17 protein-coding genes are annotated in these 14070 nt (G+C 71.2%); 9 read left to right on the top strand and 8 right to left on the bottom strand.

What is annotated here, in order from left to right:
- Positions 1 to 11: 11 nt before the first annotated feature.
- Entirely contained in the window at positions 12 to 473 is a 462-nt protein-coding gene (locus FLX07_RS05865; protein ID WP_142568404.1) for an RDD family protein, read from the bottom strand.
- A gap of 130 nt (positions 474 to 603) precedes the next feature.
- Between FLX07_RS05865 and FLX07_RS05860 the strand changes: the two genes are divergently transcribed.
- The 3 genes from FLX07_RS05860 (at position 604) to FLX07_RS36315 (ending at position 3524) form a co-directional block, all read left to right on the top strand.
- Positions 604 to 1635, top strand: coding sequence for a hypothetical protein (locus FLX07_RS05860; protein WP_142568403.1), 1032 nt, complete (start codon positions 604 to 606; stop codon positions 1633 to 1635).
- 168 nt (positions 1636 to 1803) lie between these two features.
- On the top strand, positions 1804 to 3228 hold the full coding sequence (gene glnA, locus FLX07_RS05855; protein ID WP_142568402.1) for a type I glutamate--ammonia ligase: 1425 nt from the start codon (positions 1804 to 1806) through the stop codon (positions 3226 to 3228).
- A gap of 134 nt (positions 3229 to 3362) precedes the next feature.
- The gene (locus FLX07_RS36315; protein WP_167748131.1) at positions 3363 to 3524 is read left to right on the top strand and encodes a hypothetical protein; all 162 of its coding nucleotides are present in this window, start codon (positions 3363 to 3365) and stop codon (positions 3522 to 3524) included.
- Here FLX07_RS36315 and FLX07_RS38295 read toward each other — a convergent pair.
- Positions 3511 to 3636, bottom strand: a complete 126-nt coding sequence (locus FLX07_RS38295) for a hypothetical protein (RefSeq protein WP_263407583.1) — start codon at positions 3634 to 3636, stop codon at positions 3511 to 3513. The two genes, FLX07_RS36315 and FLX07_RS38295, sit on opposite strands and share 14 nt — an antisense overlap.
- 260 nt (positions 3637 to 3896) lie before the next feature.
- Between FLX07_RS38295 and FLX07_RS05845 the strand changes: the two genes are divergently transcribed.
- Positions 3897 to 4259, top strand: a complete 363-nt coding sequence (locus FLX07_RS05845) for an MmcQ/YjbR family DNA-binding protein (protein ID WP_142568401.1) — start codon at positions 3897 to 3899, stop codon at positions 4257 to 4259.
- Positions 4260 to 4278: 19 nt separating this feature from the next.
- Here FLX07_RS05845 and FLX07_RS05840 read toward each other — a convergent pair whose 3' ends face one another.
- Positions 4279 to 4698 (bottom strand): HIT family protein, encoded by a 420-nt coding sequence (locus tag FLX07_RS05840; protein WP_142568400.1) that lies wholly within the window; start codon positions 4696 to 4698, stop codon positions 4279 to 4281.
- Between the two features lie 92 nt (positions 4699 to 4790).
- Positions 4791 to 6038 (bottom strand): MFS transporter, encoded by a 1248-nt coding sequence (locus FLX07_RS05835; RefSeq protein WP_208762095.1) that lies wholly within the window; start codon positions 6036 to 6038, stop codon positions 4791 to 4793.
- A gap of 84 nt (positions 6039 to 6122) precedes the next feature.
- On the opposite strand from FLX07_RS05835, the gene FLX07_RS05830 reads away from it, so the two are divergent.
- Together FLX07_RS05830 and FLX07_RS05825 are read left to right on the top strand one after the other, a co-directional pair.
- Positions 6123 to 6995, top strand: a complete 873-nt coding sequence (locus FLX07_RS05830) for a LysR family transcriptional regulator (RefSeq protein ID WP_142568398.1) — start codon at positions 6123 to 6125, stop codon at positions 6993 to 6995.
- Between the two features lie 4 nt (positions 6996 to 6999).
- On the top strand, positions 7000 to 7614 hold the full coding sequence (locus FLX07_RS05825) for a class I SAM-dependent methyltransferase (RefSeq protein WP_142568397.1): 615 nt from the start codon (positions 7000 to 7002) through the stop codon (positions 7612 to 7614).
- A gap of 10 nt (positions 7615 to 7624) precedes the next feature.
- Here FLX07_RS05825 and FLX07_RS05820 read toward each other — a convergent pair whose 3' ends face one another.
- Entirely contained in the window at positions 7625 to 8146 is a 522-nt protein-coding gene (locus FLX07_RS05820; protein ID WP_142568396.1) for a GNAT family N-acetyltransferase, read from the bottom strand.
- A gap of 123 nt (positions 8147 to 8269) precedes the next feature.
- Between FLX07_RS05820 and FLX07_RS05815 the strand changes: the two genes are divergently transcribed.
- Positions 8270 to 9034: a neutral zinc metallopeptidase gene (locus tag FLX07_RS05815; protein ID WP_167748130.1), complete on the top strand. Its 765-nt coding sequence runs from the start codon at positions 8270 to 8272 to the stop codon at positions 9032 to 9034.
- Between the two features lie 231 nt (positions 9035 to 9265).
- Entirely contained in the window at positions 9266 to 9736 is a 471-nt protein-coding gene (locus FLX07_RS05810) for a YybH family protein (protein ID WP_223852723.1), read from the top strand.
- A gap of 256 nt (positions 9737 to 9992) precedes the next feature.
- Here FLX07_RS05810 and FLX07_RS05805 read toward each other — a convergent pair whose 3' ends face one another.
- The 3 genes from FLX07_RS05805 to FLX07_RS36900 all read right to left on the bottom strand — a co-directional run bounded on the left by FLX07_RS05805 (position 9993) and on the right by FLX07_RS36900 (position 13042).
- Complete coding sequence (locus FLX07_RS05805) at positions 9993 to 10355, bottom strand: ester cyclase (protein ID WP_142568394.1); 363 nt, start codon at positions 10353 to 10355, stop codon at positions 9993 to 9995.
- On the bottom strand, positions 10352 to 11590 hold the full coding sequence (locus tag FLX07_RS05800; protein WP_142568393.1) for an MFS transporter: 1239 nt from the start codon (positions 11588 to 11590) through the stop codon (positions 10352 to 10354). The genes FLX07_RS05805 and FLX07_RS05800 overlap by 4 nt, the downstream gene beginning before the upstream one ends.
- A gap of 78 nt (positions 11591 to 11668) precedes the next feature.
- The gene (locus FLX07_RS36900) at positions 11669 to 13042 is read right to left on the bottom strand and encodes a hypothetical protein (protein WP_189104942.1); all 1374 of its coding nucleotides are present in this window, start codon (positions 13040 to 13042) and stop codon (positions 11669 to 11671) included.
- Positions 13043 to 13168: 126 nt separating this feature from the next.
- Between FLX07_RS36900 and FLX07_RS05785 the strand changes: the two genes are divergently transcribed.
- Positions 13169 to 13981 carry an SAM-dependent methyltransferase gene (locus tag FLX07_RS05785; protein WP_208762094.1) on the top strand — a complete coding sequence of 271 codons (813 nt, stop codon included), beginning with the start codon at positions 13169 to 13171 and terminating at the stop codon, positions 13979 to 13981.
- Positions 13982 to 14070: the final 89 nt, after the last annotated feature.

Below are 14070 nucleotides of genomic sequence, written 5' to 3'. Positions count from 1 at the left end.
TCGACGCGGTGTCAGAGGTTGACCACGACCGTGCGGCTCGCACGGTCGTGCAGGCCGCGCCGGTCGCGGTCCCAGATGAGCGCGGGCACGGCGAGGCACAGCAGCAGCGTGCGCACCAGCACGCTGGAGAAGGGCGGCCGCCCGCCGTCGAGCGCGGCCACGCGGATGCCGAACAGGCGCATCCCCAGCGTCATGCCGATCGTGCCGACCAGCAGGACGTACTCCGCGGCGAAGACCCCGAGGCCGACCGCGCCGATGTCGTTGCCCTGCACGCGCAGCAGACCGCCGGCGATGGCCCAGGTGCACAGCAACCAGTCGACGACGACGGCGCCGACTCTGCGTCCCCACCCGGCGACCGCCCCGGGACCCTGCTCGGGCAGGCCGAGGCGCTCCCCCGGATAGCCCAGGTCCATCCCGGCGGCCCGCGGGCCCCCGATCCAGGTCTGCGTCCAACGCGGCTGCCGGTCACTCATGGTTTCCCAGCGTATCGGGGAGGGACACCGGTCTGGCGTCCGGCCGCGAAGCCGTACATCATGGGCGGGCTTATCGCGTTAGATCCCGGTATCGTGAATCGTTTCCTATCTGAGCGCTTTGGAGGGAACCGTGCGACCGGCGGACCCCGATGACATCGACGCGCGCTTCGAGGCGCTGGTCGCACAGTTCGACAAGGACGAGATCCGCCGGATGACCGCGGCGGCCGGGTCGGTCGCGCCACCGCCGGGTCGGCGACGCCGCCCGGCCGTGCTGGTGATGATCGCGGGCCTGGTCGTGCTCGTGGGGGTCGTCGTCCTGCGGCCCGGCGTCCTGGAGAGGCTCGGCTTCGTCCGCCCGGCGGCCGGCGGCGAGGACCTGGTGATCTCCGGCGCCGTGGTCGCCCGGCCCGGGCCCGTGCTGACGCCGATCCCCGACGGCGAGGAGGGCCTGTTCGACCACGGCCCCGTCCCGGCGCCGGCCGCCGGCCCGTTCGCCGGCACTCCCGCCGTCGACTACGCCGACGGGGAGCAGGGGCTGGCCATGCCCGCGGCCCGCGCGCTCGGCGGGCTCACGGAGAAGGAGGTCGGCCAGGCCCTGCAGCGCGTACGGCGGCTGCTGTCGGCGGCGCACCTCGACCCGGCCACCGTGCGTGGCGGGCGCCCGGAGGCGTTCGCCCGCCTGTTGCATCCCCGGCAGCGTGAGACGTTCCTGCGCCATCTGGACGACAGCGGCCCCTCGGGCACCCGGTCGTGGCTGTTCAGCCTCGCCCCGGACGCGGCCGAGCCGGTCGGGGACGTCGTGAAGGTCTCCGGCGAGACGACGGTCTCGGAAAGGGCCGGTGGAGGCGTCACGATCGGGACGGACTATCTGTTCGTCCACCCGGTCAGCCGCACCGGCGCGCCCCTGATCGTGACGAGAGTCGTCGAGCACCACAGGAGCGAGTTCTCCGCCTATCGGGAGGGCGGGAAGCTTGTGGTCTGGCTAGTAATGGACAGATCAGCCCTCTTTGGCGCGAATTGCGGTGCGGATAACGGATTCATCCACCCGCGATTTCCTGGTGACCCACAGGGAGCGAGGCCCTCCGGCGAGCCCGTCGATCCCTACGACCGCGCCTCCGGTGTTTCCGGCAAGCCGCGCTGCCCGGCCGCGTTGGGCACCTGACCTGCGAGAAGGCCGTAGGATGGAGCTCGTGAGCGGCGGGCCGACGTTGTGGCCGCAACCGCCCGGGTAGCGCTTTCCCTTAACATGCGCGAAACAATCGAGACATGGGGCGGAAACGGCATCGGCCTATTTTCGGGTTGCTAGCCCATGCCCCTGGGAGGTTCGAGAGTGTTCAACTCCGCCGATGACGTCCTCAAGTTCATCCGGGACGAGGGTGTGCAGTTCGTTGACGTCAGGTTCACGGACCTGCCGGGGACGACGCACCACTTCACCTTCCCGTCCGAGAACTTCGGCGCCAACGTCTTCACCGACGGCCTCATGTTCGACGGCTCGTCGATCCGCGGGTTCCAGGCCATCCACGAGTCGGACATGCTTCTGCTGCCCGACCCGTCCACGGCCGTGCTCGACCCGTTCCGTCAGCACAAGACGCTGAACATCAATTTCTTCGTGCACGACCCGCTGACCGGCGAGGCCTACAGCCGCGACCCGCGCAACGTCGCGCGTAAGGCCGAGGAGTACCTCAAGGGCACCGGCATCGCGGACACCGTGTTCTTCGGCCCCGAGGCCGAGTTCTACATCTTCGACGACGTCCGCTTCGAGACGAGGCAGAACGCCGGCTACTACTACATCGACTCCGTCGAGGGCGCCTGGAACACCGGCAAGGCCTCCGAGGGCGGCAACCTGGGTTACAAGCCCCGCTACAAGGGCGGCTACTTCCCGGTCCCGCCGATGGACCACTTCACCGACCTGCGCTCGCAGATGGTGCGCAACCTCATCGAGGCCGGCATCGAGACCGAGATGCAGCACCACGAGGTGGGCACGGCCGGCCAGGCGGAGATCGACTTCAGGTTCGGCACGCTGCTCGAAACGGCCGACAAGCTGATGCTGTACAAGTACATCATCAAGAGCACGGCCATCCAGGCGGGCCGTACGGTCACGTTCATGCCCAAGCCGATCTTCGGTGACAACGGCTCCGGCATGCACTGCCACCAGTCCCTCTGGAAGGACGGCGAGCCGCTGTTCTACGACGAGGTCGGCTACGCCGGTCTGTCGGACATGGCGCGCTACTACATCGGCGGCCTGCTCAAGCACGCCCCGTCGCTGCTGGCCTTCACCAACCCGACGGTGAACTCCTACCACCGCCTGGTGCCCGGCTACGAGGCCCCGGTCAACCTGGTCTACTCGCAGCGCAACCGCTCGGCCTGCGTTCGCATCCCGATCACCGGATCGAACCCGAAGGCCAAGCGCATCGAGTTCCGCGTGCCGGACCCGTCCTGCAACCCGTACTTCGCCTTCGCCGCCATGCTCATGGCCGGCATCGACGGTATCCGCAACAAGATCGAGCCGCCGGAGCCGGTCGACAAGGACCTGTACGAGCTGCCGCCGGAGGAGGCCCGCAACATCCCGCAGGTGCCGGGCTCGCTGGAGAAGGTGCTCGACGCGCTCGAGGCCGACCACGACTACCTGCTGGAGGGCGGCGTGTTCACGCCGGACCTCATCGAGACCTGGATCTCCTACAAGCGCGAGAACGAGGTCGACCCGATCCGTCTGCGCCCGCATCCGCACGAGTTCGAGCTCTACTACGACGTGTGATCGGTGACTGCGCGGTGACGTGCATGGTCATCGCGCGGTGATCCGGCTGGTTCTGCCTCGGTTCCGTCCGAGCGGCGAGCACCACATCGAGGGCGGCGTTCGGCGCCCGAAGAGGTCAGGAGCGACGCGAGGCAGTGCCGCGAGTCGTGGAGCAGGAAGCCCGTGGCAAGGTCCCGCGCCTTGCCACGGGCTTTCCGCATCGCCCGCCCGAGGCGGCCCTGACCGGGCCGGACTCCGCCGTCACGGCGCGCACCGTGACGGCGGGCGTGGCGATGCGCAGCGTCATGCGGCGCTGACGGCCGTGGTCGTACGGCCGCCGTTCACGTCCAGCACGATGCCGTGGACGAACGCGGCCTCCGCACTGGCGAGGTAGACCGCGGCATGCGCGACGGCGTGCGGCTCGCCCACGCCCCCGCCGGAGTGCCGTTCATCATGACCTCGCCCGGGTGCGCCGCTCCCGGCGTGGGCTCCAGGACCACACCCGGAGAGATCGCGTTCACGCGCACGCCGCCGTCATCCACGTCTGCCTGTACCCGCACCGGAACCTGGTCCGGTCACCCGTGCGGCACCGCCACTGTGCGAGACAGGAATTGGACCGGCAAGTCCAATCTTGGCCACCGCGGCCCTGGAGGACGGCTGCCGCGGCGGCATGTGGATAGTGTCGCTTCATGACCATTACGGACGACATCCGGCGCTGGGCCACCGCGCTGCCCGAGGTCGAAGAGGTCAGTCACTTCCGGTTCCACGTTCCCGTCTTCAAGGTCCGGGGCCGGACCTTCCTCGGCTTGGGCAGGGACGAGACGACGGCGGTGTTCCGCGTCGGCGAGCAGCAGGCCGCCGACGCGTCGCAGGCCGACCCGTCCGCCTACGAGGCCGTACGCCGCCCCGATGCGCGGAAGAGCTTCCTCGGACTGCAGGTCGAGCTCGGCAGAGTCCCTGCGGAACGCGTCAGGAGTCTCGTGGAAGAGGCATGGCGTCAGCAGGCGCCGAAGCGGCTGGTGGCCGAGCATGACCAGCACAGGCCGGCGTGAGACCGCGAGAAGAGGGGGGTCAGCGCGCGAGCGCGGCCCGGATCAGCGCCGCGTCCTGGTCGAGAAGGTCACGCGAGCGCTTCTTCCAGTCCGCGGCGACCACGACGCCGTCTCCCGGATAACGCGGCAGCACGTGCAGGTGAAGGTGGAAGACATCCTGGCCGGCGGCCTCCCCGTCGGCCAATGACAGGCGCACCCCGTCACAGCGCAGCCCCGACGCCCGCAACGCCGCCGACACGCGCCGCGCCGCCCGCCAGATCGCCGTACCGACCGCGTCGTCGGCGTCGGCCAACCCGGCCATGTGCACACGTGGGATCACCAGTACGTGGCCGACGGTGGCCGGCTTGTGATCCAGGATCGCCACCACGCTGTCGTCGGCATGGATCACGCTGGCCGCCTTTCGCCCTGCGATGATCTCGCAGAAAACGCACGCCCTCATCGGATCATCATGGCGTCCACGCCGTGTCCGGCGCGCCCGGATTTCTCGCGGCCGCCGAGGCGGACGACAACTTCACCGGACTTGGGTGGCCGTTAGCGCGCCAGCCGGGAGAGATCACTTCCCCAGAGCGGGGTCCTGCGCAGCAGGAGGGCGAGAGCGCCGGTGGCGGTGAGCAGGAGCACAGCGAGGGCGACCACGCCCGGCCATCCGGCGTCCGTCCAGGCGCGCCCCGCGAGGCTGCCGAAGACGGAGGACCCGAGGTAGTAGGTGAACAGGTAGAGCGAGGCGGCCTGGCCCGTGGACACCCCGCCCGCGTGCGCCCGTGCCGGGACCCAGCCGCTGGCCACCCCGTGGACGGCGAAGAAGCCCGCGGTGAGGAGAGCGAGCCCGATCACCACGACCGGCAGCGAGGACGACAGCGTCACCAGCGCGCCGGCGACGGCCAGCAGGCAGCCGAGCGGCGTCACGGTCCGGCGCCCGTAGCCGTCCGCCAGCCGGCCGGACACCGCGGAGCTGACCGAGCCGATGGGATAGACGAGGAACATCAGGCCGGCGGCTCCGACGCCGAGGTGGAACGGCGCGCCCGAGAGCCGGAAGCCTAGGGTGTTGAACACCGCGACCAGGGCCCCCATCGAACAGCCGCCGATGCCGTACAACGCGAGCAGTCCGCGGTCCGAGACCGCGCGCAGGCTCCCGCGGAGCAGGGCGCGCATGCTCGCGGGGGCCGCGGTGAAGCGCCGGGAGGCCGGAAGCAGCACGCGTACGGTCAGGGCGCACAGCAGGCCGAGTGCGGCGGCCGCGGCGAGAGCCCAGCGCCAGCCGCCGGCCTGGGCGACCGCGCCGGTCAGGAGGCGACCGGCCATCCCGCCCAGCGCCGTGCCGCCGACGTACAGACCGGCGACGCGGGCGTGCGTGGACGGGTGCAGTTCCTCGCGCAGGTAGGCGGTGGCCACCGCGGGGAGACCGGCCAGTGTGATGCCCTGGAGCGTCCGCAGCACCACGAGCGCCGGCCAGCCGGGCGCCAGCGCGCACGCGGCCGCGACGACGGCGGACGCCGTCAACGACAGATGGATCAGCCGGGTGCGCCCGACGACGTCGGACAGGGGGCCGGCCACCAGCAGCGCGACGCCGAGCCCGAGCGTGGTGAGCGACACGCTCAGCGTGCTCTCCGCGGTCGACACCCCGAACTGCGCCGCGAGCTCGGGCAGGATCGCCTGGGTGCTATACAGCAGCGCGAAGGTCGCCACCCCGGCGGCGAACAGCGCGACGACGACCCGCCGGTATCCGGCGGTGCCCGGCAGGTGTCCTTCCACGGCGGAGGTCTCGAGAACAGCGGTCACCCGAATGACTGTGCACTTTGCTGCCGTCATGCGTCCAATGCGATGAGAAGCGGCTTACAATACGCGACACGTATGATGGCGGGCATGCTGCTCCGGGACCTGTCCTGGCTGGTCGCCCTCGCCGAGCACCGGCACGTGACCGACACCGCCGCCATCCTGCGCACCAGCCAGCCGACGCTCTCGCGCGCCCTCGCCCGGGTGGAGGCCGAACTCGGCACCCGGGTGTTCGAGCGGGCGCCGGACGGGGTCCACCTGACGCCCAACGGGAGACTCGTGGTGGCGGCCGCGCGCGACCTCACGGCGCGCTACGAGCAGTTGCTGACCGACCTCCGGAGCCTGCTCGACCCGGACACCGGGGTGGTGCGCCTGGCCTTCCTCGACTCCATCGCCACCTCCCTCGTCCCGCGGCTGCTGCGCGCCTTCCACGAGCACGCTCCCCGGATGCGCATCCTGCTGCGCCAGGAACCGGCGCACGAGATCGTCCAGGATCTGCGCAGCGGGGCCGCCGACCTCGCGATCACCTCCCCACGCCCACCCGGAGACTTCGGCTGGCACCCGCTCCAGGAGGAGCGGCTGGTGCTCGTCGTCCCGCCGAGCCACCGGCTGCGCCACCGGGAGGAGGTGGCCCTCCAGGAGCTGGCGGACGAGGAGCTCGTCACCACGCCGGTCGGCTTCGGCTACCGGGCCCTGGTCGACACGCTGCTGCGCGACGCCGGGGTGTCCCCCGCCGTCTCCTTCGAGAGCCAGGACCTCGCGACCATCGAGGGCCTGGTCGCGGCCGGGCTCGGCGTGGCCGTCGTCCCGGAGCCCTTCGCCGGGCAGTCCGGCACCGTCGGCGTCAGGATCGCGGCGGAGGCCGCCCGCCGCACCATCGGCCTCACCTGGCGGACCGACCACGATCCGGCCGGCCCCGCCGCCCGCTTCCGCGACTTCGTCATGACGCCCGATCTACGATGACCCGATGCGCCAGGCCGACCCGGACCCGTACTGGAACACCAACGTCGCCCGGCACCCGGGCGTCCTCCGCGCCGTCCCCGCAGGGTGCGGTGACGCACTGGACGTCGGCTGCGGAGACGGGCTGCTCGCCCGGAAGCTGACCGGCCGGTCCAAACGCGTCACCGGCGTCGACAGATCGCCGGAGATGATCGCCCGTGCCCGCGAGCTGTCCGCCGGCCGGCCGGAGCTCACCTTCGTCGAGGGCGACTTCCTCACCGCCGTCCTGCCCGCCGGGGAGTACGACTTCGTCTGCTCGGTGTCCGCGATCCACCACATGGACTTCGACGCCGCCCTCACCCGGATGCGCGCACTGCTGCGCCCCGGCGGCACGCTGGTGGTGGTCGGCCTCGCTCGCGAGGCGTCCGTCGCGGAGCGGGCGGCGATGATCGCGGCCGCTCCCGTCGTGCGCATCACGAAGGTGCTGCGACGCGCGCGGGAGCCCGAGGGGATGCCGGTGGCCGGACCGCGGATGAGCTACGGGCAGGTGCGGGCCGCGGCACGCCGCCTGCTGCCGGGCGTGCGCTACCGCCGGCACGTACTCCGCCGATACTCCCTGACCTGGACGAAGCCCGGTCCCTAGCGCTCGGCGGTCAAGGCCCCAGGGCCCGGCGGTAGCGGATCTCGGTCAGCGGGAAGCCGTCCGACTCGTCCCGCTGTACGGCGCCGTCGGGGCGCCAGCCACCGCGCTCGTAGAACCGCCGGGCGCGGGCGTTCCCGTCGACGACCCAGAGGACGGCCTGCTCATACCCGGCGGCGGCGAGGCGGTCCAGCGCGGCGGCCATGAGGCGCCCGCCGACCCCGGCGCCCCATGCCTCGGGCATCAGATAGATCGCCGAGATCTCCGCGACCTCGGCCGGGTCGACGTCGTCGTCCCGGCCGGGGCCGAGCGAGGCGAACCCGGCGACGGAGCCGTCCGCCTCCGTCACGAGGACCTCCGTGCCGGGCGGGGAGGACTCCCCCAGCAGCCGTTCCCAGACGGGCAGGCGCATGGCCGGAGTGAGCCCGTCGAGATGGGCTTGGGGCATGAGCCCCGGATAGGCGGCCTGCCACGACCGGACGTGGACGGCGGCGACCGCCTCCGCGTCCGCCGGTTCGGCGCGTCTGATGACCATGCACGCTCCCTGTCCGCTTTCGGCTCCGGGCGTCCTGGTATAACACTGCCACGCGCGGGCCAAGCGGATCAATGTTCACAAAACGACTTCCTGTGGACTTTGGGTGGCCTACCTTCGTCGTCCGTGAAACTCGCCAAGATCGCGCTCGCCGGTTCGGTGGCACTGGGGCTCGTCCCGGCCGTCTCCGGCACGGCCGCCGCCCATCCGATCAAGAGCAGGACTCTCACCGACAACCGCCTGTACGGCGCGGGAGCGTTGCCGGCCACCGACTGCCGGGAAAGACCGGTCAAGAAGAAGGACACCAGGTCCGCCAAGGCCTACCTGAACGAGGTACTGACCTGCCTCACCCGCTCCTGGGGCGCTGAATTGCACCAGGCGGGTCTCAAGCAGTCCCGGATGAAGCTCACGTACGCCACCAAGGCGCCGGCGAAGTTCTGCGGCATCAAGTGGGGTGATTGGGACGCCTATTACTGCGACGCGTCGCACACCGTCCTGATCGTGCTCAGGAAGGACCTCCTGGAGGAGCCGGGGGATCTGTACCTGTTCAACCTGCTGGCGACGAAGTACGGGGAGCACGTGCAGAACGTCGCCGGCATCTTCCGGGCCTGGGCGGACGTCCACTACCGGAGCAATGCCGAACTCGCCGAGCAGACACGGCGCTACAGCCTGCAGAGCTACTGCTTCGCCGGAGCCTCCCTGCGGAGCTTCTGGAAGTCCTTCCGGCGTGACCAGGAGGACTGGGACGATCTGCTCTACTACCTGCGCGGCTGGGCGGGCAAGTACGACGGGAACAGGAAGTCGATCACCTACTGGGCCAACGAGGGATTCAAGTCCGGCGACCCGGGGGCCTGCAACACCTGGACCGCCCCGTCCTCGAAGGTGGCCTGACGTCGCCGCCGGCCGACGGGCCTCACGTCCATGTCCACGTGTTCGGCGTTGTGGCGGTGAGTCGCTGCCTTTCTCACCCTCACCGGCCCGCCGGCGCCCTGTAAGCGCGCCCATTCCTCCATCGAGATCGAGCTCCACTGGGGACGAGCGCGGCGACGCGGCGAGCCGGCGCGGCAGCCGCGGGCCTGACATTCCGGGGTGCTGCTCGGTCGTACCAGTGAGAAGTCAAGATTGCCCACCGATGCGAAGGACTTAGGACCGATGCCCACGCACCGCGAGGAAGACGAAGCCGAGATCAGGCAGCAGATCGGCAACGTTGCCGAAGGAATCCGGGCCAAGGATCTCGACGGCCTGAGGCGGCTCTACGCGACGGACGTCGTGTCCTTCGACGTCGAGCCGCCGCTGCAGCATGTAGGGATCGACGCGAAGTTGAAGAACTGGGTGAACGCGTTCGCGTTCTTCCAGGATCTGGATTATGAGGTTCGGGACCTGACACTCACCGTGGGCGACACGGTGGCGTTCGGCCACTTCTTCGGCCGGCTCAGCGGCACACTGAAGAACGGGACCGCGACGAGCGGTATGTGGGTCCGGGGCACTGTGTGCTTCAGGAAGACCGACGGCGGCTGGCTGATCGCGCACGACCAGGTCTCCGTTCCACTCGATATATCGAGCGGCAAGGGAGTGACCGACCTCGAACCCTGACGAGCCGCGGAAGCCCGGGAGCCCGCGGGCGACGCCGCCCGTCGAGCCGCTGACCCGGCTTCCGCAGCCGCGCCCGCGGAGGGACCGTGAGGCCGCCCCATCACCTCACGGCCCCCCGGGGCCGGTGCGCCGCGCCGCCGACCGCATCGGCACTCCCGTTTCCCGAGCCGCAGCCGCCCGCGTCCCTGTGGGGAGAACCGTCATGGACGAACGACGGCCGCCGGGCTCTGGTGGTCGGTGACGCGGCCCTCGCCGATCACCCGCCGATGCCGCGGTAGGTCCACATCTCGGCGAGCAGGCCGTCCTGTACGCGGATGAGCCAGACCAGGGGGGTGCCCTCCGCGTCCTGGCCGCGGCCGGCGTTCCCGACGACCGCCACCAGGTCGCCCTCGCCGAGGACGGCGTCGATCCGGAACCGCAGGTCCGGCTGCGCGCCGCGGATCCGCTCGACCGCCTCTCGCACGCCCTGCGGCCCGGCCACCTCGGGATGCGCGTGATCGCTCCAGTCCGGGCTCAGGATCTCCTCGGCCGCCGAGGTGTCACCGGTGTTCCACATCTCGAAATAGCGCGTCGCGAGCCGCCGAGGGGCGCGCGGCCGGTCGTCGTCCATCATGGTCATTTCCCATCCACGGTGCGTACGGGTGACAGGAACAGCAGGAGCGGCCACAGCAGGGTCGCGCCGCCCAGGATGATCAGGGCGGGGCGCAGGCCGATCCAGGCGCCGAGGGCGCCGGCCAGGAGCGGCCCGAGCGGCAGCAGGCCCGCCTGCATGAAGTGGGTGGAGCCGTTCATCCGGCCGAGTATGCCGGGCGGGCACAGCGACTGGCGCACGGTCTGGGCCGCGGTCATCTGGACCATCCCGGCGGCCGTCAGGAAGGTGAAGACCAGCCCGACGGTCCACTGGCCGGCCAGGCCGGGTGGCACGAGGGGGGTGACCAGCTCGAAGGGGGCCGACAGCAGGGCGCCCAGGACGATCACGCGGCCGATGCCGAACCGGGCCGTGACCCGCCCGGCCACCATGCTCCCGACGACCCCGCCGACGAGGCTCAGGCCGTAGACGAGCCCGGCCGCCCGGGCGCTCCAGCCCAGCTCCCGCACGACGTACAGCAGCCACATCGAGCTGATCCCGCGCAGCAGCACGGCGCTGAACGCCCCGGAGACGGCGAGCACGCGCAGCACCGGCTGGGCGAGCACGAACCGCAGCCCCTCGGCGATCTCCCCGAGGAAGCGCCCGCGGTGCGGGGTGCGCTCGGGCTTCGGCTCCCGCAGGCGCATCGACGCCAGGGCCGCGGCGCTCACGGCGTACGAGAGGGCGTCCGCGGCCACCGCGCGGGCGGCGCCGACGAGGCCGACCAGGAAGCCTCCGACGCTCGGTCCGGCCATTTCCGCCAGGCCGCGCGCGGTGTTCATCTTGGCGTTGGCGTCGGTGAGCCGGTCGCCGCCGAGCAGCACCGGCGTCAGGCTGCCGGCCGCGGTGCCGAAGACCACGCCGAGCGCACCGACCACCAGCGTGACCGCGTAGAGCTGGGCCATCGTGACCCGGCCCGCGACGGCGACGATCGGCACCGACGCCATGGCCAGCGCGGACCCCGCGTCACAGGCGATCATGAGACGCCGCCTGCGGTGACGGTCGGCCAGCACGCCCGCCGGGAGCGAGACGACCAGCGCCGGCAGCGTGCTCATGGCCCCCAGCACCGCCACTTCGAACGTGGTGGCGCGCAGCCCGGCGACCGCGACCATCGGCAGGGCGATCCAGCTGATCTGCGAGCCGAACAGGCTCACCGTGTGGCCGCTCCACAGCAGCATGAAGTCCCGGTGCCGCCACAGCGACCCGGCCGACCCTCGCCCGTGCACCCGGCCGACCGTACGCACGGAGATCGGCCGCCGCAACCGGATATCGCGGCCCGGGACGGCGGCGTGCGGTGCCGCCGGTCAGGAGGGGGTGGAGCCGGAGGTCCGGGCGCGCAGGCCGCTCAGGCGGCGCAGGATGTCCCACCAGAACGGCGCGCCGAACAGCAGGGCGATCAGCGTGATGAGGAACCCCGGCCAGTGGCCCGGCGAGGTGAGGCGCTGCCACCAGTCCCCGCCGTGCCAGGCCCACGCCGGGCCCTCGGCCGCGTCCATCGTGACGCTCACCGGGGCGTGCGTGAAGATCTTCACGAACGCGGGGGTGCTCAGCACGTCGGTGACGCACACGTACGGGTCCTGGCCCGGCTCGCACTGCTCACGCAGCGGTTCCAGCGCCTGGGGGCCCGACTGCCCGAAGGCGGTCACCGCGCCGCGGTAGGCGTTGTCGCGCAGCAGGGTCTTGCCGTACTCCAGGGAGTCCATGCCGAACGCCAGCGTCACGATGAGGCCGAGCCCGACGAGGACCCAGCGGACGTAGCGGCGGTAGAGCAGGCTGAGCCGCTCCATCTCGCCGTCGAACCAGTCCTCGACGCCGCGGCCAAACGCCTCCAGGTCGTGGCTCGCCCTGTCCCACACGGCCTTGAGCGGCTGGGAGAAGGGACTCTTCAGCGCGTCGAGGTCCCGCATGAGAGCCTCCACGCCGCCGTGCTCGATGGCGATCTCCATGACGGCGACGGCGAAGCGCGCGGGCGGGATGTCGGCGATGCTCGTCCTTCCGCGCTTGGCGTGGTCGATCTCCTGCAGCCGTTCGTGGAGCAGTTCGGCCATCGACTTGCCCTGGTCCGGCGGCAGCACGCCGCCCGCCGCGCCGACCGCCGCCGGTTCCACCGTGAGGACGGCGATCTCCTCGGGATCGGCCTGTCCGGCGGGATGCGCGGGGTCGGCCGACGCGCCTGCCGGGACCTCGGCCGAGGCCGTCGCCTGCTCGGCTGCCCCAGAACCGGCGGCCACTGGATCGGCTGCCACCGACTCGGCGGCTACCGAGTCTGCGGCCACCGAGTCGGCGGCGGCGGCGAGCGGCGGGCTCTGCGCGGGCGGCGGCTGACGGCTGAACGCGGGCCGCGGGTCCCGGCCGAACGGCAGCCGCGCGAACACCCCCAGAACGCTCGCGGGCAGGCGTGACCGGCCCTCCTCCGGCGACGCCGCCTGTGTCAGCGGCGTCCGCGCCTTGCGGCCGAGCCTCTTGAGCGCGTCCAGGATCCGGTCGAGCCGGGAGGTCCCGTCCGCCGTCTCCGCGCCGTCGAGGGTGTCGCGCAGGTACGCCCACAGGAACTTGCTGCGGATTCCGAGCAGCTTGACGATGCCCTCGTTGATGCCGCTGACGAGAAGCGACAGCAGCAGGAAGGCGAGGATCAGCCCGATGGCCAGGTCTGCGTAATACGAGATCAAAGAGATCACCCGTACCGTTGATACAGCGTCGCCTCTGTGAGGGCAACGCTTTAGGCGACCCCGAATTTCGATCAGTCGACCGGACGTGGGGGGCGAATGGATAAGATCAGGAAAACCACGTCCTTGGAGCACGTAATGGCCGACGAGACACCCGCTGCCCCGAAGCTCAACACCTTGGTGCCGCACCCCGCCCGGGTGTACGACTACTGGCTGGGCGGCAAGGACAACTTCGAGGCCGACCGCAGGGTCGCCGAAGCGGTCAAGATCGCCTCCCCCGGGGTCGTCCAGGGGGCCCGGGACAACCGGGCGTTCCTGGGCCGGGCCGTACAGTTCCTCGCGGAGCAGGGGATCACCCAGTTCCTCGACATCGGCACCGGCATTCCGACCCAGAGCAACACCCACGAGGTCGCCCAGGCCGTGAATCCGGCGGCCAGGGTCGTCTACGTCGACAACGACCCGATCGTGATGGTCCACGCCCGCGCGCTGCTGCGCGGCACGCCGGAGGGCAGGACCGCCTACATCGAGGCCGATCTGCGCGACCCGGACTCCATCCTCACGCATCCGGACACGCTGGCGACGCTCGACTTCACCCAGCCGATCGGCGTGGTGATCGTGGGCACGCTCATGTTCGTCAAGGACGAGGACGACCCGTTCGGCATCGTCAAGCGCTACACCGACGCGGTCGTGCCCGGCAGTTACCTCGCCGTCACCCACGTCACCGGCGACTTCGCCCGCGAGAGCCTGGAGGCCTTCGCCGAGGCGTACAACACCGGGCCCGTACCGCTCACCTTGCGCACCGGAGCGGAGATCAGCCGCTTCTTCGACGGCTTCGAGCTCGTGGAGCCCGGCCTGGTGGCGGTCGGCGAGTGGCGCTCGGACCCGGACGAGGCCCTCCTCCTGGGCGACCGCGTCCACGGCGGGTACGGGGCCGTGGGCAGGAAGCTCTGACCGTCCGCCCCCCACGACCCCCTCAGCAGCACGGCCCCTCCGCACGGCCCGCCCCGCACCGGCCCTTCACCGGCCCCGTACGGGTCCAC

The organism is Microbispora bryophytorum, from assembly GCF_006874465.1.
Classification (GTDB): domain Bacteria; phylum Actinomycetota; class Actinomycetes; order Streptosporangiales; family Streptosporangiaceae; genus Microbispora; species Microbispora bryophytorum.
Note: the sequence above shows the minus strand (reverse complement) of the source record. Positions and strands in the feature narration are given on the sequence as shown.